The organism is Caulobacter sp. GW821-FHT09B08, assembly GCF_059418225.1.
Genome location: NZ_JBWKPL010000001.1, coordinates 409,646 through 426,893, shown reverse-complemented (window position 1 = coordinate 426,893; position 17,248 = coordinate 409,646). Strand labels below are relative to the sequence as shown.

The 17,248-nt window shown below is 67.6% G+C and carries 16 protein-coding genes, 1 tRNA gene and 1 pseudogene; 8 read left to right on the top strand and 10 right to left on the bottom strand.

What is annotated here, in order from left to right:
- Positions 1-99 precede the first annotated feature (99 nt).
- Positions 100-441, top strand: a complete 342-nt coding sequence (gene fdxA, locus AC07OA_RS01965) for a ferredoxin FdxA (RefSeq protein WP_494662078.1) — start codon at positions 100-102, stop codon at positions 439-441.
- A gap of 301 nt (positions 442-742) precedes the next feature.
- A complete protein-coding gene (locus tag AC07OA_RS01960) occupies positions 743-1,255 on the top strand; it encodes a CarD family transcriptional regulator (protein ID WP_494662077.1) in 513 nt (170 codons plus the stop codon).
- 203 nt (positions 1,256-1,458) lie between these two features.
- Here the strand turns inward: AC07OA_RS01960 and ku are convergent, their stop codons facing one another.
- Together ku and AC07OA_RS01950 are read right to left on the bottom strand one after the other, a co-directional pair.
- Complete coding sequence (ku, locus tag AC07OA_RS01955; RefSeq protein ID WP_494662076.1) at positions 1,459-2,301, bottom strand: non-homologous end joining protein Ku; 843 nt, start codon at positions 2,299-2,301, stop codon at positions 1,459-1,461.
- 60 nt (positions 2,302-2,361) lie between these two features.
- Positions 2,362-2,589, bottom strand: coding sequence for a DUF5961 family protein (locus AC07OA_RS01950; RefSeq protein ID WP_494662075.1), 228 nt, complete (start codon positions 2,587-2,589; stop codon positions 2,362-2,364).
- 90 nt (positions 2,590-2,679) lie between these two features.
- Here AC07OA_RS01950 and ligD point away from each other — a divergent pair, with 90 nt between their 5' ends.
- The 3 genes from ligD (at position 2,680) to AC07OA_RS01935 (ending at position 7,754) form a co-directional block, all read left to right on the top strand.
- Positions 2,680-5,304: a DNA ligase D gene (ligD, locus tag AC07OA_RS01945; protein WP_494662074.1), complete on the top strand. Its 2,625-nt coding sequence runs from the start codon at positions 2,680-2,682 to the stop codon at positions 5,302-5,304.
- Positions 5,305-5,511: 207 nt separating this feature from the next.
- A complete protein-coding gene (locus AC07OA_RS01940) occupies positions 5,512-6,306 on the top strand; it encodes a hypothetical protein (protein WP_494662073.1) in 795 nt (264 codons plus the stop codon).
- Positions 6,303-7,754, top strand: a complete 1,452-nt coding sequence (locus tag AC07OA_RS01935) for a hypothetical protein (RefSeq protein ID WP_494662072.1) — start codon at positions 6,303-6,305, stop codon at positions 7,752-7,754. The genes AC07OA_RS01940 and AC07OA_RS01935 overlap by 4 nt, the downstream gene beginning before the upstream one ends.
- A 5-nt stretch (positions 7,755-7,759) precedes the next feature.
- Here the strand turns inward: AC07OA_RS01935 and AC07OA_RS01930 are convergent, their stop codons facing one another.
- Together AC07OA_RS01930 and AC07OA_RS01925 are read right to left on the bottom strand one after the other, a co-directional pair.
- Entirely contained in the window at positions 7,760-8,152 is a 393-nt protein-coding gene (locus AC07OA_RS01930) for a response regulator (protein WP_494662071.1), read from the bottom strand.
- A 76-nt stretch (positions 8,153-8,228) separates the two neighbouring features.
- Positions 8,229-10,697 carry an ATP-binding protein gene (locus AC07OA_RS01925; RefSeq protein WP_494662070.1) on the bottom strand — a complete coding sequence of 823 codons (2,469 nt, stop codon included), beginning with the start codon at positions 10,695-10,697 and terminating at the stop codon, positions 8,229-8,231.
- 159 nt (positions 10,698-10,856) lie between these two features.
- Between AC07OA_RS01925 and AC07OA_RS01920 the strand changes: the two genes are divergently transcribed.
- Positions 10,857-11,231: a GFA family protein gene (locus AC07OA_RS01920; protein ID WP_494662069.1), complete on the top strand. Its 375-nt coding sequence runs from the start codon at positions 10,857-10,859 to the stop codon at positions 11,229-11,231.
- Between the two features lie 3 nt (positions 11,232-11,234).
- A pseudogene (locus AC07OA_RS01915) lies at positions 11,235-11,303 on the top strand (hypothetical protein); the annotation flags it as partial.
- Positions 11,304-11,382: 79 nt separating this feature from the next.
- On the opposite strand, the gene AC07OA_RS01910 reads toward AC07OA_RS01915, so the two are convergent.
- The 3 genes from AC07OA_RS01910 to AC07OA_RS01900 all read right to left on the bottom strand — a co-directional run bounded on the left by AC07OA_RS01910 (position 11,383) and on the right by AC07OA_RS01900 (position 14,319).
- On the bottom strand, positions 11,383-11,751 hold the full coding sequence (locus AC07OA_RS01910; protein ID WP_494662068.1) for a response regulator: 369 nt from the start codon (positions 11,749-11,751) through the stop codon (positions 11,383-11,385).
- A complete protein-coding gene (locus AC07OA_RS01905; protein WP_494662067.1) occupies positions 11,748-12,902 on the bottom strand; it encodes a sensor histidine kinase in 1,155 nt (384 codons plus the stop codon). The genes AC07OA_RS01910 and AC07OA_RS01905 overlap by 4 nt, the downstream gene beginning before the upstream one ends.
- Positions 12,903-13,032: 130 nt before the next feature.
- Positions 13,033-14,319, bottom strand: a complete 1,287-nt coding sequence (locus AC07OA_RS01900) for a dicarboxylate/amino acid:cation symporter (protein ID WP_494662902.1) — start codon at positions 14,317-14,319, stop codon at positions 13,033-13,035.
- Positions 14,320-14,465: 146 nt separating this feature from the next.
- On the opposite strand from AC07OA_RS01900, the gene AC07OA_RS01895 reads away from it, so the two are divergent.
- Positions 14,466-14,542: transfer RNA gene (locus AC07OA_RS01895), tRNA-Arg, on the top strand.
- A gap of 45 nt (positions 14,543-14,587) precedes the next feature.
- Here AC07OA_RS01895 and AC07OA_RS01890 read toward each other — a convergent pair.
- Genes AC07OA_RS01890 through AC07OA_RS01880 form a run of 3 tightly spaced genes read right to left on the bottom strand, consistent with a single transcriptional unit; the run spans position 14,588 to position 17,245 of the window.
- A complete protein-coding gene (locus AC07OA_RS01890) occupies positions 14,588-15,526 on the bottom strand; it encodes a hypothetical protein (protein WP_494662066.1) in 939 nt (312 codons plus the stop codon).
- A 40-nt stretch (positions 15,527-15,566) separates the two neighbouring features.
- On the bottom strand, positions 15,567-16,445 hold the full coding sequence (locus AC07OA_RS01885; protein WP_494662065.1) for an aldo/keto reductase: 879 nt from the start codon (positions 16,443-16,445) through the stop codon (positions 15,567-15,569).
- Positions 16,445-17,245, bottom strand: a complete 801-nt coding sequence (locus tag AC07OA_RS01880) for a TauD/TfdA family dioxygenase (protein ID WP_494662064.1) — start codon at positions 17,243-17,245, stop codon at positions 16,445-16,447. Before AC07OA_RS01880 ends, AC07OA_RS01885 begins: the two co-directional genes overlap by 1 nt.
- Between the last annotated feature and the right edge of the window lie 3 nt (positions 17,246-17,248).

The following is a 17,248-nucleotide window of genomic DNA, read 5'->3' as shown; positions in this document are numbered from 1 at the left end:
AAATCCTCCGCCCCCGCGCAGCCAAGCCGCATTGACAAGCGGCCCCCACGCTTCGAAAACGCGGCCTCTCTCGCCTACCCGGAAACGACCGAGCCCTCGATGACCTACATCGTTACCGACGCCTGCATCCGCTGCAAGTTCATGGACTGCGTCGAGGTGTGCCCGGTCGACTGCTTCTACGAGGGCGAGAACACCCTGGTGATCAATCCGGACGAATGCATCGACTGCGGCGTCTGCGAGCCGGAGTGCCCCGTCGACGCCATCAAGCCCGACACGGAAGACGATCCGGACGGCAAGTGGCTGAGAATCAACTCCGACTACGCCAAGATCTGGCCGAACATCACCGTGAAGGGCACGCCGCCCGCCGATCGCGAGGAGTTCGAGCGCGAAACCGGAAAATTCGAGAAATATTTTAGCGAAAAGCCCGGCAAGGGCTCCTGATCCGGGCGGTTTGGGCGGCTAAACAGGTCCCAAGCCTTTCATCAAGCTGAATTTTATGATATTGTCGGTTCCGACGTGAGGGACGCGACTGTTCGCGCCTGCCCGTCATGTGGACGATGTCAGCCGGGAAACCGGCGCGCCCGATCGAAGGCGAAGGGTGACCTAAGAACTATTCCAAATCCTGACCGCCATTGGGCCCGCGAGCAGTTCGCGGACGGGTTCCTGTCGCCGTTTTGGATCCCCTTTGGATGCCTTCGACGCGGTGTTTTGGGCTGTGCCCGAACTTATTGAGGACGAACGAATGAGCAAGAGCGGTCTGGAATTCTCGGTCGGCGATCACGTCGTTTACCCCGCGCACGGCGTGGGCAGCATCCAGGGCATCGAAACCCAGGAAGTGGCCGGGATGTCGCTCGAAGTCTACGTCATCACCTTCGATCACGAGAAGATGACCCTGCGCGTTCCGACCAAGAAGGCCAAGGCCGCCGGCCTGCGTCCGCTGGCCGAAGGCAATGTCGTGAGCCAGGCCCTGACCACCCTGAAGGGCCGCGCGCGCGTCAAGCGCACCATGTGGTCGCGTCGCGCCCAGGAATACGAAGCCAAGATCAATTCGGGCGACCTGATCTCGATCGCCGAGGTCGTCCGCGACCTGCACCGCGCCGAGAACCAGCCGGAACAGTCCTATTCGGAGCGCCAGCTCTATGAATCGGCCCTGGACCGCATGGCCCGCGAAGTCGCCGCCATCGAGCGCATCGACCGCGAAGCCGCCATCGGCATCCTGACCAAGTCCCTGGTCAAGACCGCCGCCGCCGCCTGAGGCGACTAGGCAGCCGATACGAAAGCGCCCCCGGATGGAAGTCCGGGGGCGTTTTTCGTTTCTCTTCATCCCAACATCCCGACGAAAGTCGGGACCCAAGCTGAATCAGCAGAACTGCCTCGGCTGTCCCGTTCGCAAGCGCCATCCCCGACATGCCGCTTGGGTCCCGACTTTCGTCGGGATGTTGGGAATTGTGGGAGAGCCTAACCCGCCTTGCGCGCCTTGGCCTTGGGCGCGGCCTTCTTCGCCGGCGCCGCCGTCTTCGCCCCGCTGCTCTTCCCCGCCAGGCTCGCCCGCAGCGCCTCCATCAGGTCGACCACGTTGGTGTCTTCCGCCTCCTCGACCGTCTCGATCTTGTGGCCCTTCTTCTTCTCGGCGATCAGGTCCTTGAGCGCCTTTTCGTAGCGGTCGACGAACTGGCTGGGATCGAAGGGCCCCTCGCGCTGTTCGATGATCTTCTCGGCGATGGCGATCATCGAGGCGTCGGGCTTGGCGTGGCTGATGCCGGCGAAGATCTCGTCGGCCTTGCGCACCTCCGCGTCGCTGCGCAGCGTGTAGGCCAGGATGCCCAGGCCGCGCGGCTCCAGGGCCAGCAACCGCTCGCGGGCCGACATCACCACGCGGCCGAGGGCGATCTGGCCCGAGCGCTCCATGGCCTCGCGGATCACCCCGAACGCCTCCTGGGCCAGCTTGCCGTCGGGCGCCAGGTAATAGGGGTTGTCCCAATAGATGCGGTCGATCTCGTCGGCGGGCACGAAGCGCTCGATGTCGATGGTCTTGGTGCTCTCCAGCCGCACCGACTTGATCTCCTCGTCGGTCAGCAGCACGTACTCGCCCTTGCTGACCTCGTAGCCCTTGACCAGCTTGCTCCGCTCCACCGGCCCGGTGTCGGGGTCGGTGGTGATCATCTTGATGCGGTTGTTGGTCTTGGGATTGATCAGGTTGAAGTGCACCTCGCCGCCGCTGTCGGTCGCCGTGTAGAGCGCGACCGGGCAGGTCACGAGCGAGAGGCGCAGGTGTCCCTGCCAGGTGGGGCGGTAGGCCATGGTCGAGCGTCCTTGGGGCGTAGGACTCGACTCAACGGGCGTGGCGACGGTTCGTTCGCCCTAGCCGCACGCCGCGGCTTCGCCCGTCTCCAGGTCGATGCGGAAGCAGTGCTCGTGGCCGCTCTCCAGGTCGCGGACGATCAGGCTGATTTCCGGTTCGGCCAGCGGCGGCAGGTCCTCGGCATAGGCCACGGCGGCGGCTTCGAACGAGGCCTCGGTCACCACCCGGGCGCGGTGGCGGTCCTCGTGGCGGGCATGGACGCTGAAGCGGCGGTCTTCCTGGGTCATGCCGCTACAACGCGCCAGGACCGGGATGGATTCACGGATCGACCGCGCCGCGCCGTTCGTTGATGCTGGGCCGACCGCTTGGAGCGCCCCATGGCCGCCTCGAAACTCGCCCGCTATCAGGAGATGCGGGACTTCAGCCAGACCGCGGAGCCCTCTGGCTCGCCGTCCGGCAAGGACGCCAAGGTCACCAAGTCCGACCAGCTGCGCTTCGTGATCCAGAAGCACGCCGCCACCCGTCTGCATTTCGACCTGCGGCTGGAACACGACGGGGTCTTCAAGTCGTGGGCGGTGACGCGCGGACCTTCGCTCGACCCGCGCGACAAGCGCCTGGCGGTCGAGGTCGAGGACCATCCCCTGGCCTATGGCGACTTCGAGGGCACGATCCCCAAGGGCCAGTACGGCGGCGGCACGGTGCAGCTGTGGGATCGCGGCTACTGGGCGCCCGAGCCGGGCTTCGAGGACATCGACAAGGCCCTGGCCAAGGGCGAGCTGAAGTTCGTCATGGAGGGCGGGCGGCTGCACGGTTCGTGGGTGCTGGTGCGGCTGCGCGACGAAGGCAAGCGCCACAACTGGCTGCTGATCAAGCACCGCGACGAGGCCGCCGTGGACGAAGACGGCGGGGCCCTGGCCGCCGAGGACCGCTCCATCGCCTCGGGCCGGACCATGGCGGCGATCGCGGCCGGAGAGGGCAAGGGTGCGGCGCCATTCATGACGGCGGCCAAGGGCAAGGCCGACGCCGTCTGGCAGAGCCGCGAGAACGCCGCCTCGACGGCCGCCGCTTCGCCCAAGGTCGCGAAATCACCCAAACCCTCGAAAGCGGCCAAACCCACCGCCATGCCGCGTTTCGTCGAACCCCAGCTGTGCAAGCTGGTCGACAAGCCGCCGGCCGGGAAGGCCTGGGCGCACGAGATCAAGTTCGACGGCTACCGCCTGCAGCTGCGGGTCCAGGACGGCCAGGCGCGGCTCTTCACCCGCAAGGGCCTGGACTGGACCGACAAGTTCCCCGCCGTGGCCAAGGCCGGCGCCGCCCTGGCCGACGGCATGATCGACGGCGAACTGGTGGCGCTGGACCACACCGGCGCCCCCAGCTTCGCGGCCCTGCAGGCGGCGATCTCGGACGAGCAGACCGACGACCTGGTGTTCTTCGTCTTCGACCTGCTGTTCGCGGACGGCGAAGACCTGCGCGACCTGCCGCTGTCCGACCGCAAGGCGCGGCTCAAGGCCCATGTGGAGGGCGCCGACGCGGTGATCCGCTATGTCGACCACTTCGTCACCGCCGGCGACGCGGTGCTGCAGTCGGCCTGCCGGATGGACCTGGAGGGCATCATCTCCAAGTCGCTCGACGCCCCCTACCGCTCGGGCCGTAGCGAGACCTGGGTCAAGTCCAAGTGCCGCCAGGGCCACGAGGTGGTGATCGGCGGCTGGACCACGACGGGCGACGCGTTCCGTTCGCTGATCGCTGGGGTCAACCGCGACGGCGAGCTGGTGCATGTGGGCCGCATCGGCACGGGCTTCGGCCGCGCCGTGGTCGACAAGCTGCTGCCCAAGCTGAAGGCCCTGGAGACCGACCAGAACCCCTTCACCGGCAAGACCGCGCCGAAGAAGGGGGCGGGCGTTCACTGGGTGAAGCCCCAGCTGGTGGCCGAGATCCAATATGCCGGCTTCACCGGCGAGGGCGCGATCCGCCAGGCCTCGTTCAAGGGGCTGCGCGAGGACAAACCCGCCGCCGAGGTCGAGGCCGAGGCGCCGGCCGACGCCGACACGACGGCTCTCGCCCAGCCCAAGCCCGCCAAGACCACCATAGCCAAGACCAAGGGCAATGCGGTGGTGCTGGGCGTCACCCTCTCCCATCCCGACAAGCCCCTGTGGCCCGACGCGAACGACGACCGGCCGGTCACCAAGCTGGATCTCGCCCAGTACTACGAGACGGTCGGCGACTGGATGCTGCCCCACATCCAGGGCCGCCCCTGCTCGATGATCCGCATGCCCGACGGCATCGGCGGCGAGCAGCGGTTCTTCCAGCGCCATTCGGGCAAGGGCCAGTCGGCCCTGATCACCGAGGTGACGGTCAGCGGCGACCGCCAGCCCTACATCCAGTTCGACCGCGTGGAGGCCCTGGTCGCCGCCGCCCAGGTGGGGGCGCTGGAACTCCACCCCTGGAACTGCGCCCCGGGCAAGCCCGACCAGCCGGGCCGCCTGGTTTTCGACCTCGACCCGGCCCCGGACGTGCCCTTCGCCGCCGTGATCGAGGCCGCCCGCGAGGTCCGCGACCGCCTGGAGGACCTGGGCCTGGTCGGCTTCTGCAAGACCACCGGCGGCAAGGGCCTGCACGTGGTCACGCCGCTGAAGGCTTCAGGGATCGACTGGCCCGCCGCCAAGGCCTTCGCCCGCGACCTCTGCGCCGCCATGGCCGCCGACGCCCCCGACCGCTTCCTGATCACCATGGCCAAGAAGGACCGCGGCGGCCGCATCTTTCTCGACTACCTCCGCAACGACCGCATGGCCACGGCGGTGGCGCCCCTGTCACCGCGCGGACGCGAGGGCGCGCCGGTCTCGTTCCCCCTGACCTGGAGCCAGGTGAAGTCGGGCCTGGACCCGGCGCGCTATACGATCCGCACGGCGCCGGGGCTGATCGGGAAGTCCTCGGCCTGGGAGGATTACGGCGAGGGCGCGCGGTCGCTGGCGGCGGCGATCAAGCGGCTGGGGCGGGGGTGAGGGGGCATTCCCGAATTAAAGTGCCCGGCTGGCTGCTCGACTCGGTGAAATTGGCTACTCGCGCTTCTGGGGCGTAAATCTAAATACGACTTAAGCTTGACCATGTTCCGTAAATGTCGGAACGCCCTGTCGGGCGACGGGCGACGGGCGACGGGCGACGGGCGACGGGCGACGGGCGACGGGCGACGGGCGACGGGCGAGATACCTATGAGCAAGCTGGACAGCCAACTGGGCGAATTCCTTATGAGGAACTCGGTCGTCGATGGCGGCGGCCTGCCGTTGGTACATTCGACCAAGGCGTTCCACCTGCGCAGTCTTCAGCAAAGCAACACCCTGCTGGCCAGCGACTGCGACGTCTTCATCGGTGAGAAGCTGAACTATTTCTTCGTGGGGCGTCCCGCCTACAAGACCGAGACCGAGGAGGCCGAAAGCGCCTACTGGGAGTTTCCGTGCTGCTTTGTCTTCGAGTTCGAAGCGATCGGCGACATCAAGCGGATTTTCCCGTTTGACTCGGGTGCTTTCAGCCAAAGGCGCTATCCCAGCTACCTGAAGATGATGAAGCCCGAGGCCTTTGAGGTTTCCTCGGTGGCCAATTCGCCTGGCCGGATCATCGGCGCGTTCTTCGGCTCGCCCAGCCGCTATTTTGAGATGAAGCCAGTCGGCACGGACGAGTTCCACGCCGAGCACCTGCTCAAGCCGATGGACATGGAGGTCAAGGCGCTTCACCGGCTATCGTTGGAAAAAAGCGCTACCAGCTTCGATGACCGTCGTCTGACGATCGAGGTGCAAAGCTCAAGCGACGTGGACCTGACAATCACTCAGCCCTTGGCCGTGATCGCCCCGTCGGAGTTCTTTGAGGACGACGTCTTTCGCAATCACGTCGAGACGGTGTGGAAGGCCACGCCGATCTCCTATCCGGTCTTTTCGCTCAACGTGAAGACCGCTTATGGCCAGATTTACGAGAAGGTTCGGGAGTTTTATGCGGCCCGGGGGCTTTTGTGACCGCCTATCGACTAAGCGGCCTGCTGTCGTTCCGCCGCACGGGCGCGGCGTTTCTAATCCCCTGCTTTGCACCTGAGCAGTCCAACGAGGCCTTTGCCCAGGAGGTCGACGAGCAGGGACGGATCGGGCGCTTCCTGCCCATCGATGTCGATCGTTACGCCAGCGACCCCACGCCGCCGCCGGAACTGCGTCGCGAGGCCAGCGACGATGCCGTGTTCGCCGTACGCCTCAACGACGGACAGGTGATGATCGGCGGCTTCGACGAGGTTCGCCGGCGCCTGGCTGGCGTTGACCTAGAGCGTCTGGGCTCACCGTTCTTTAACGTCGACGCCCTGGCGTTCATAGGCGACCTGCTGGCCCGTGACGCAGCTGTCGAAAAGGCCAGCCATCAGTTTCGCTCGCCCAGCATCGCGCGTGAATGGCGCCGTCTGGAGGCGCGCGGGCGGATCGCAGGTCTGGCGCGGATCAAGGAAAAACCGGCCGCGCCCGAGCCGAAACTCTCCGACCTCGAATGGCTGGATCGCTATGGCACCTCCGAGGAGTGGCCCAAGCGCTGGTTGGTTGCCTGGAAGGTTCCCGAAGCGCGTGGCACCCTTAAAGACCTAGCCGAACGCGAACTGCAAGGTTTCGACCCACCCGGTGACCCGGGGCCGGTCTTCAAGGCTCTTTTGGCCGAGGAGCTCTACAATCGCCGCTTCTTAGATTTGGCGATCGACTGGCTGCTGCAGAATCATTTCACCCGTAGCTGGGTCACCACCTGGGATGCCGCGCGCCGAAGGCTCAACATCGTCGGTGAAGACTATGAACGAGAGCGCATGTTCGGTTTGGGCGTAGCAGCTTTGGACCGATCGAGGGATATGGACGGCGCGCTATCGCCCCCCGATTGGGCGCGCCTGTGGGCTAGGCTCTTCCGGGTCCGGCGCGGTGATCGCAAGCACCTCATCAACCTCGGTCTCTCGATGGACCACCGCTACTTCCGGGATCCGGTCTTCCAGCAGAAGGTGTTGGCCTCGATCGCTAGTCGCCGACGTGATGGCGTCGAAAACGTTCTGATACCTTGGCTGCTTCATGCGCCGACCGACAACGGCTGGATCGCCGTCTACGTCAATCTGCATCCCGCGCGCATCCCCATGGAGCTCAAGTATCGGGGCTTGGAGTTTCTCGCCGCCGGCAACGTGCGCTATCGCGGTTGGCGCACGCTGTGGACGTCGATGTCCAACGATCCACTGCTCAACGCGCCCTTCGATGAATTTGCCCGCCGCTGGCTGCATCTGGCTTCGCCGACCCTGAAGGCATGGCCAGAAATGCTGGCCGAAATGCTGCAACGACATCCCCAGGATTCGGAGTTGCGCGAATTGGCCTACCGCTGGATCCAAAACCGGCCAGAGGGTGATCGCATACGCCTTCTACTGGGCTTTCTCGATGCCCAATATAGACGTCCTGCTTGATCCCCCTAAACCAACACCAGATCCCCCTGGCCCCGCCGCGCGATCAGGTCCCCGATCGTTTCGAACAGCGTCGACAGGTTGACCGGCTTGCGGATCACGTCGTCCGCTCCCGCCGCTTGGCAGTCGGCGTCGAGGCCCGCGCCGCCGTCGGCGGTGACGACGATGACCGGCAGGTGGGCCTTGGCGTCGGGGCGGGCGCGGATGGCGCGGATGGCGGCCAGACCGTCCATGCCGGGCATGCGCAGGTCCATCAGCACCAGGTCGTAGGCGTGGGCGTCGATCATGGCCAGGCCCGTGGGGGCGTCCTCGGCCTCGTCCATCTCGACCCCGCCGGCCCGCAGCATCTCGGCGATGACGCGTCGGTTCATGGCGTTGTCTTCGACGAACAGCACCCGCATGGGCGGCGACGCTCCTGGCTTACGGGACGACGATGGCCCGACAATCCAGGTCCATCAACAACTTAATGGTGGTTAGTCAGGCGGTGGCGACCGCCTGGGCGCCGTTGTCGTCCGCCGTCTCGCCCGATGCGGCGCCCGCGATCAAGACGCCGAGCGCGTCGATCAAGACGGCCGCGGTGACCGGCTTGCGAACGACCAGGGCCGCGCCGGCGGCCAGCAAGGCGGGGTCGGTCTCGACGGGAGCGTCGGCGGGCAGCAGCACCGCCACCCGGGCCGGGGCCCAGGAGGTCAGGTCGGCGGCCAGGCCGGCGGGCTCACCCAGGGCGGCGGCGTCGGCCAGGACAAGGTCGAAGCGCCGGTCCAGCGCCGCCTCGGTCGCCGCGTCCGCCGAGGCGGCCGTCTCCAGCAGGCGCACCTTGGGCTTCAGCACCGCCTTGAGCACCGACAGGCTCAGCGGGTTGGGATCGCACAGCAGCAGGGCGCAGTCCTCCAGCCGCGCGGCCGGGGCCGCCGCCGGGGCCGCGGCGCGTTCCAGCGGCAGGCTTACGGTCACGGTCGTGCCGCCGCCGGCCAGGCTGTCCAGGACGATTTCGCCGCCCATGGCGTCGACCAGCCGCCGGCAGATGGCCAGGCCCAGCCCGGCCCCGCCATGGGCGCGGGTGCGGCTGGAATCGGCCTGGCGGAAGGGCTCGAACACCTGGTCCAGCTTGTCGGCCGGGACGCCGACGCCGGTGTCGGCGACCTTCAGCACCAGCCGCTCTTCGAGGGTTTCGACAGACAGCCGCACCCCGCCCTCGGCGGTGAACTTCACGGCGTTGGACAGCAGGGCGAACAGGATCTGGCGCAGGCGGCCGGCGTCCTCGACGATCCGCTGGGGCGCGTCCTCGACCTCGCAGGTCAGGGCCAGGCCCTTGGCGGCGGCCTTGTCGGCCCACAGCTGGACGGCGTCGCGGCACAGGCGCGGCAGGTCCAGCGGCGCGCGGTGCAGGGTGACGCCGTCGGTCTCGATCCGCGCCATGTCCAGGATGTCGTCGACCAGGGCCCGCATGGTCTCGGCCCCGGCGTTCATCACCCCCACCCGCTCGCGCAGCTGAGGCGTAAGGTCGGGATCGGCCAGCACCACCTCGGTCATGCCCAGCACGCCGTTCAGCGGGGTGCGCATCTCGTGGCTGGTGTTGGCTAGGAACTCGGTGCGGGCGCGCAGGGCCTTTTCGAGGGCCAGGTTGGCCTCGCGCAGCTTGCGGTTGGCGGCGCGGGCCAGGTTGCGGCTGCGGCGCACGCCCAGCACGGCGGCGGCCAGCAGCGAGGCGATCAGCAGCGAGCCGGCGAGCAACAGGGTGACCACGGTGTTGCGCGAGCGGGCCAGCCGCACGTCGCGCTCCAGCTGGCCGGACTTCAGCTGGGCGATGCGCGAGGCCTGGTTGGCGTAGTCGAACTGGGCGGCCATCAGGGCGGCGTTGGTCGAGGCCGCCAGGGTCTGGCCCTGGTCGTCCAGCCGCTTGAAGGCCTTCAGATGCGTGAGGGCCTGGCGGGTGTCGCCCACCTGTTCATAGGCCCGGTAGGCGGTGGCGTGCAGCTCCAGGAAGTCGGGGCCGGTGGTCTTGGGGTCCACGCCGGCCAGCAGCGGGGCCAGCTCCCGCAGGGCCGCCTGGGGCCGGCCGCGCGCCAGTTCGACCTGGGCGGCGGCCTTGCGCACCGAGCGCTGGGCGGCCGCCGCGTCGGGCAGGGGGGCGAGCAGGGCGCGGGCCTCGTCGATCAGCGCCGCGCCGGTCTCGGGCCGGCCGCCGCGCGCCTGGGCGATGGCCAGGTTGGCGACGATCCGGGCTTCCAGCTGGGGGCTACCCATCTTGCGGGCGATCAGCCGGGCCTTCTCGAACTCGACGACGGCCCGGTCGTAACGTTCGCCCGACATCAGGGCGTTGCCGATGTTGTTGGCCGCGCTCAGCGCCAGCAGCTGGTCGGCCGGATAGGCTTCGGCCGACAGGGCGTAGTAGTGCAGCACCTTCTCGTAGTCGTGGGCGTCCTGGTAGATCGAGCCGATGTTCTGCAGGGCCACCGCCTGGCCGCGGGCCTGGCCGGCGCGGCCGAAGATGCGGTAGGCCTCCTGGTAGTCGCGCAGGGCGGTCTGGACGTGGCCCTGCTCGGCCTCCGCCCCCGCCTGGCTCATCAACAGGTCGCCGTGCAGCTTGGTGTCGGGCGCCTTGGCGGCGGCTACGGCCAGGGCCTCGGCCAGGATCGGGCCGGCCTCGCCGGAGCGGCCGAGCCGCACCAAGGCCTCGCCGTGCAGCCACTGGGCCGAGGCGATCTCGACGGCGCGCTTGGGGCTCCGGTCGGCCCGGGCCAGGTCCAGCGCCTCGCCCGACAGCACCAGGGCGGCCTGAGGATCGCCCATCATGGCGTCCTTGGCGGCGGCGAGGCGGGTGTCGAAGGCCGTGGCGGGGGCGGTCGCGGGTGACGCGGCGGAAGCCTGGGCTCGGACCGTCAGCGGCGCGGCGAGCAACGCCGCCGCCAGAAGCGCCGAACCCATCCGTCTCGTGAAGACCATGCACCCGCCCGAGCATTCCGCCGCGAACCGGCGAAGCAGCTCAGGATACCAGACGTGGCGGAGGAGCTTGGCCGCGACCGGACGTCGCATGCTGACAGCAGGCTGTCAGCGGCGACCCTCTAGCCTTTCGGGCGTTGTCCCACGGCCAGGAGAAGCGCCATGACCGACCTGCCCCTGAAGGCCCGCTGCCATTGCGGCGCCACCCAGTTCGAGGTGACCCAGGCGCCCGTCGAGCTGACCGACTGCAACTGCTCGTTCTGCTCGCGGCGCGGGGCCCTGATGGCCTATTACAAGCCCGCCCAGTTCAAGCTGACCACGGCCCGCGACCGGGTCTCGACCTACCAGTGGGGCCACTATCTGGGCCAGCATCACCACTGCGCGATCTGCGGCTGCCCGACCTATTCGGAATTCCCCAGCTTCGACAGCGGCGAGCCCGACTTCGACGACCCGCGCATCAGCATCAACGCCCGGCTGCTGGTGGATTTCGCCTGGGATGAGCTGCCGGTGCGGAAGAACGACGGGAAGGCTTATTGAGGCGTCGGGACGCCCCCTCCGTCACGCCGCGTATTCGCGGCGCGCCACCTCCCCCGCTTTGCGGGTGAGGAGGAAACCGCGTCGATCTTCTCCTCCCCCGTGCAACGGGGGAGGTGGCCGCGAAGCGGACGGAGGGGGCGTCTAGCCGCCGCTAGGCCGCCTTGCCGAACCGCTCCACGGCGGTCTTCAGCAGGCGCGGGTCGATCGGCTTGTTCAGCACGGTGACCTCTTCGAAACCCGGGCGCGGCAGGGCGCCGTAGCCGGTGGCGAAGACGAAGGGGATGCCGGCGGCCCGCAGGCGCTCGGCCACCGGGAACACCATGGTGCCGCCGATATTGACGTCCAGCACGGCCCCGTCCAGGGCCGGCGGAGGCAAGGCGGCGTCGCGCAGATAGGCCAGGGCGTCGTCCACGGCTCCGAACGAGCCGGAGATCTCGCAGCCGAAATCGGTGAGCAGGTCCTCGACCATCAGGGCCACCAGGGCCTCGTCCTCGACGATCATCACGCGGGTGGCGCTCATGGCATTCTGGCTCCGTCGGCGAGGCGTTCCGACAGCGGCGCGCGCAGGATGTAGCTGAGGCCCTTGGGCTGGTAGCTGAGGGCGGCCTCGCCGCCCAGGTCGCGGGCCAGGCCGCTTTCCAGCAGCCGGCTGCCGAAGCCCCGGCGCTTGGGCACGAAGACCGGCGGGCCGCCGCGCTCGACCCATTCCAGCGCCAGGCCCGGCGCGCCGTTCACCGGCTCGAACCGCCACACCACGGTGACCTGGCCGCTGGCGGTGGTCAGGGCGCCGTGCTTGGCGGCGTTGATGACCAGCTCGTGCAGGGTCATGTGCAGCGCCACCGCCGTCTCGGCGCTGAGGGTCACGGCCGGGCCCCGGGCGGTGAAGCGCGGATCGGCCAGGCCGCCGAACGGCTGCAGAGCCGCCTCCAGCACGTCGCGCAAATCCGTGCGGCCCCAGGCCTGGCGGGTCAGCAGCTCGTGGGCGCGCGACAGGCCCATCAGCCGCGACTCGAACGATTCTGCGAAGGCGTCGGGGCTATCGGCGTTGCGCAGGGTCTGGCGGGCGATCGACTGCACCGAGGCCAGGGTGTTCTTCACCCGGTGGTCCAGTTCGCGCAGCAGGAAGGTGCGGCGGTCCAGGGCCTGGTTCAGCGAAGCGTAGAGGTTGGCGTTCTCGATGGCCGCCGCCGTGGCGCGGGCCATGGTCTCCAGCTTCAGCACCGTGTCGGGCGGCGGGGTCTGGCCGGTGGCCCAGTAGGCGCCGATGGCCGCGATGGGATCGTTGACCCGCACCGGGGTCATCACCAGGCTTTTGACGAAGGTGGGGCGATAGGCGTCGTGCGGGATGCGGTCGTCCAGATAGATGTCGGGGATCACCACTGTCTGGGCGTTCAGCATGGCCCAGCCCGAGATGCAGGCGGTCAGCGGGAAGCGCTGGCCCTTCCACATCGGGCCGATGGCGTCCTCGTCCAGGTACCAGCAGCGGTCGCCGTCGCGGAGCACGAAACACACGCCGTCGGCGCCGGAGATCCGGCGAGCGGCCGACCGCACAACGGCGGCGACCTCCTCGATCGTATGCGTGCCGGACAGGGCCTCGATCGTCTCGACCAGGGTGATCAGGGCGGCGTGGTTCGCCTGTTCCGAACGCTCGGCGTTCGCGACGTTTAGCACTCTTGGGTGTCCCGAATACGCGTGTCCCCGACGCAACCTTAGGAAGCGATTTTCATCGCGGCAAGGTGGAGTTCGTGGTTAAGGCTCGTCCGGACGCTTCGCGGTACCGGTCCCGTCCGAAACCCACGTTTCAGTCGGCGGGAAGATTCTCAATGACTTCAACGGACGAGGCGTTGGGACCCAGGGTCAATTCCCGCGACAATCGGTCGCGATCCAAGGCGCCCTCCCAACGGGCCACCACGAGCGTGGCCACGCCGTTGCCGATGAAATTGGTTAGGGCCCGGCACTCGCTCATGAACCGGTCCACCCCGACCAGCACGGCCAGGGCGGCGATGGGGATGTCGGGCACCACGGCCAGGGTGGCGGCCAGGGTGATGAAGCCGGCCCCGGTCACGCCGCTGGCGCCCTTGGAGGTCAGCATGGCGATGCCCAGCAGGGCCGCCATCTCGCCGAAGGTCAGGTGGGTGTTGGTCGCCTGGGCCAGGAACAGGGTGGCCAGGGTCATGTAGATGTTGGTGCCGTCCAGATTGAAGCTGTAGCCGGTGGGCACCACCAGGCCGACGACCGACTTCTTGGCCCCCAGCCGCTCCAGCTTCTCGATCAGCTGGGGCAGGGCGCTCTCGCTGCTGCTGGTGCCCAGCACGATCAGCAGCTCCTCGCGGATATAGGCCAGGAACTTCAGGATCGAGAAGCCGCAGGCCCAGGCGATGGCGCCCAGCACCACCAGCACGAACAGGATCGCGGTGACGTAGAAGGCGCCCACCAGCGCGCCCAGCTGCAGCAGGGCCGTCACCCCGTACTTGCCGATGGTGAAGCCCATGGCCCCGAAGGCGCCCAGCGGGGCCAGCTTCACCACCACGTGGATGATGCCGAAGAACAGCTTGGCCAGGTCGCTCATGCCGGCGGCCATCCGGTCGCCGAACTCGCCCAGGCGCGTGCAGGCGAAACCCGTCAGCACGGCGATCACCAGCACCTGCAGCAGGTTGCCCTCGGCGAAGGCCCCGAAGAACGTCTCGGGGATCAGGTGCAGCAGATAGTCGACCAGGGTCTCGCCGTGATGGGCCTTCTCCAGGTAGCCGGCGGCGATCTTGGGATCCAGGTGGGCCGGATCGATGTTGAAGCCGTGGCCCGGATGCAGGATGTGGCCGACCACCAGCCCCACGAACAGGGCCAGGGTCGAGACCACCTCGAAATAGATCAGGGCCTTGATCCCCACCCGGCCGAACGCCTTGATGTCGCCCATGTGGGCGATGCCGCCCGCCACGGTCAGGAAGATCACCGGCGCGATCACCAGCTTGACCAGCTTGATGAAGGCGTCGCCCAGGGGCTTCAGCTGCACGCCGATGTCGGGCCACAGCGCCCCGACCAGTATGCCCAGCGCGATGCCGATCAGCACCTGCACGTACAGCGTCTTCAAAGGCCGAAGCAGAGCCATGGCGTTTCCCCTGTTCGCCTCAGGGAACGCCGCTTCGGCCGCGCCTGGCAACGCTTTTCGACGCCCGATCCAGGCTGGGGTTCGCACACTCGAAAACTTGCGCTATGCACCCCTGGCCCGCGCTACGCGGTCCAGTAGCTCAGCAGGATAGAGCAGCGCTTTCCTAAAGCGAAGGTCGGGGGTTCGAGTCCCTCCTGGACCGCCATGGGCGGCTAAACTGACTAGTTATCGCAATGCTTAAAGTGAACGTTCAAAGTACGTTTAGTAAGGCATCAAGATCGGTCTCGATTTGGACATTATATTTCCGGTCCAAGCCAGCTTGGCGCGCCAAATTGGAGAACTGGTTCTCGGCAATCACCAAATCGCTGTATGGCAAGACGGTGCTGAACGCGCGAAGGTCGCGCATGTCGTTATTGTTGATCGCGCGCGGTTGGGCTTCCAAGCGCAAGGCGATCTCGGTTTCGATGTCGTAGGTAGGCGTATCCCGAACCACGGCCCGTAGGCCTGCGCCGTTATTGGCGGCCAGATCAGCTTTGGACAGCCCCATGCGCTCAGCGATATCGAGAAAGACTTCCTGCTGCTCTATCGCGGTGATCGCGCGGTAGATCTTGCGGCGCATCGTTTCGGGCTGATCGCGATGCTGGGCTCGCCGAGCTTCGATCCGCGTGCGCAGTTCGTCGCAACCTCCGTCAAAGCGACGGATCGCCTCGACACGAATTTCGTCCGGCGTCTCCATTAGGTAGCGCAGCATCCAGCCCTGCGGGTCGTCGAGAACGGCCTGGGCCAAGACGGCGGTTGGGCCGTCGAGGCGAGGGTCGCCGGCTTCGGCTGTGGATTCGAAGAATACTTGAGATAGAAACCAATCGGCCTGCGCAGCGGGCGGGGGGCGGTCAAATAGCCTTGCCAGGACGCCCGAAACCTCGTGCTCAAGCCGGCGATGCAGTCCGCGGAATACCCATGCGCCGCTCAGAATCACCTGGGTCATGGCAAGGTCCAGCCGACGTTCCAGGCGATTGACCTTATGCGTCTCGTATAGATTTGTGGCGGTAAGAGGTAGCAATACCGCCCCAGCCTGCACTACCGGAACAAGGGCTTCGAGAACCTTTCGGGCGGCGGGATATTCCTGTGGCGACTTGGAAGCTTGGGCTAGAGCGATCCATTTATTCTGATCAAGATAAACGATCTTCATATTACGTTTCGCCACCTCCAATGAGCCGTAACCATTACGATCACCGGCAGTCACTCGGGCAGAAAGCCTCCACCCGCCTCCGCAGCGCCTCGAATCCATCTCGATCCACCCCCGCCCCGTCGATCACCGCTATCGCCTCCTCCACATGCCCCGCGCTCGACGCCGTCAGCACGGTGCTCGCCACGGCTGGGTGCATCAGGCTGAAGGCCAGGGCGAAGGCGGGGCGGGCCTCTGGCGCGATGTCGAGCGTCGTCCACACCGGAGCGTCGTCCAGCATCCGCCCGGCCAGCAGGGGGCGGATGGCGATGAAGCCTCGGCCTTCGGCGGCGAGGCGGTCGAGATAGGGGGCGGCTTCCAGTTCCAGGGGGTTGAGGTAGGTGACCAGGCCCTCGACCCAGGGGCGGTCGAGGCTCGCGCGCAGCATCGCGTCGGAATAGGGGAAGATCGCCAGGGCACCGATCTTGCCGTCGTCCTTCAGCCGCGCCCAGGTCTCGCCGGCGGCGTCGCCGTCGCGGTCGAGGACGGCCAGGCGCGGGGCGTCGTCGTTGGGCGTGTGGCGGATCATCCATTGGACGACGTCGATGCGGTCGGCGCCCAGGGCCTGGCGGTCGGCCTCGATCAGGGCTTGCGCGCGGGCCGGGTCGAAGCGGTCTTCGGAGAAATGAGGGACGGGAATCTTGGAGACGATCTGGATTTCCGCGCCCGGCCGGGCGCGGCGCAGGGCCTGGATCGCCGCACAGGCCAGGGGATGGCTCTCGTATTCGTGGCTGACATGGAAGCTGGTGACGCCGCGGTCGTAGAGCTGGAGCATCAGGGCCGTGGCCGAGGCCAGGTCGAAGCGGGGCGCCAGCAGGCGCATGGTCCCGAAGCAGAAGGCCGACAACTCGATCCCAGAGCGCCCGAAGGCCCGGCGCTGCATCAGGCCCGCGCGGCGGCGGCGGCTTCCGCGAGCGGACTGATGAAATAGGTCTTCCACAGCAGGCGGTCGCCGCTGACCTGCGCCTCGTAGGCCTTGCGGCCGTGCAGCACCTCGTCGTCGCGGAAGAACACCGCGTCGCCCGCCTGGAGCCGGAAGGCCGCCACGGCCTCGTCGGCGATCATGGCCTCCAGCGCCACCTTGAAGTCCTCGCGCAGGGTCGCCACCGCCTCGCCCTGGTCGGGCAGGACGCGGAACCAGTTCCAGTTGACCTTGGTGCGGTCGCCGTCCCGGCGCAGCACGGTGGTGGTGCGGGTGGCCTTGCCCTTGCCGAAGCGCACCGGCGTGGTCAGCAGGCGCTCCAGGAGGTCCGGGTCCTTGGCGCGCAGATAGTCGACCACCGCGCTGCCGGCCACGAACAGGCTCTCGCCGCCGCTGCTGGCCTGTTTCTGCAGGTAGAACAGACCGATGTCCTGGATGGCGGTGCCGTAGGCGGTGTCGCTGTGCAGCGGCTGGCCGACCTTGGCGTGGCGATAGGTGTCCAGGCGGTCGGGCTCGAAGCGCACGTCCATCCAGCCGCCGGGGGCCTGGATCTCCTCGCCGGTGACGCTGTCCTCCAGGGTCTGGGCGCACTGGCCCAGGGTCTCGCCGATCCCCTGCCAGAAGTCGCGCGGATCACCGGCCGGGACCACGCCCGACACCCGCAGCACCCCGACCTGGCCCATCCGCTCGGGGACCAGGGCGCGCAGCTCGGCCTCGGTCAGGCTGGAAGCGTCCAGATGTTGCAGCCAGGCGTCTTGCATGGT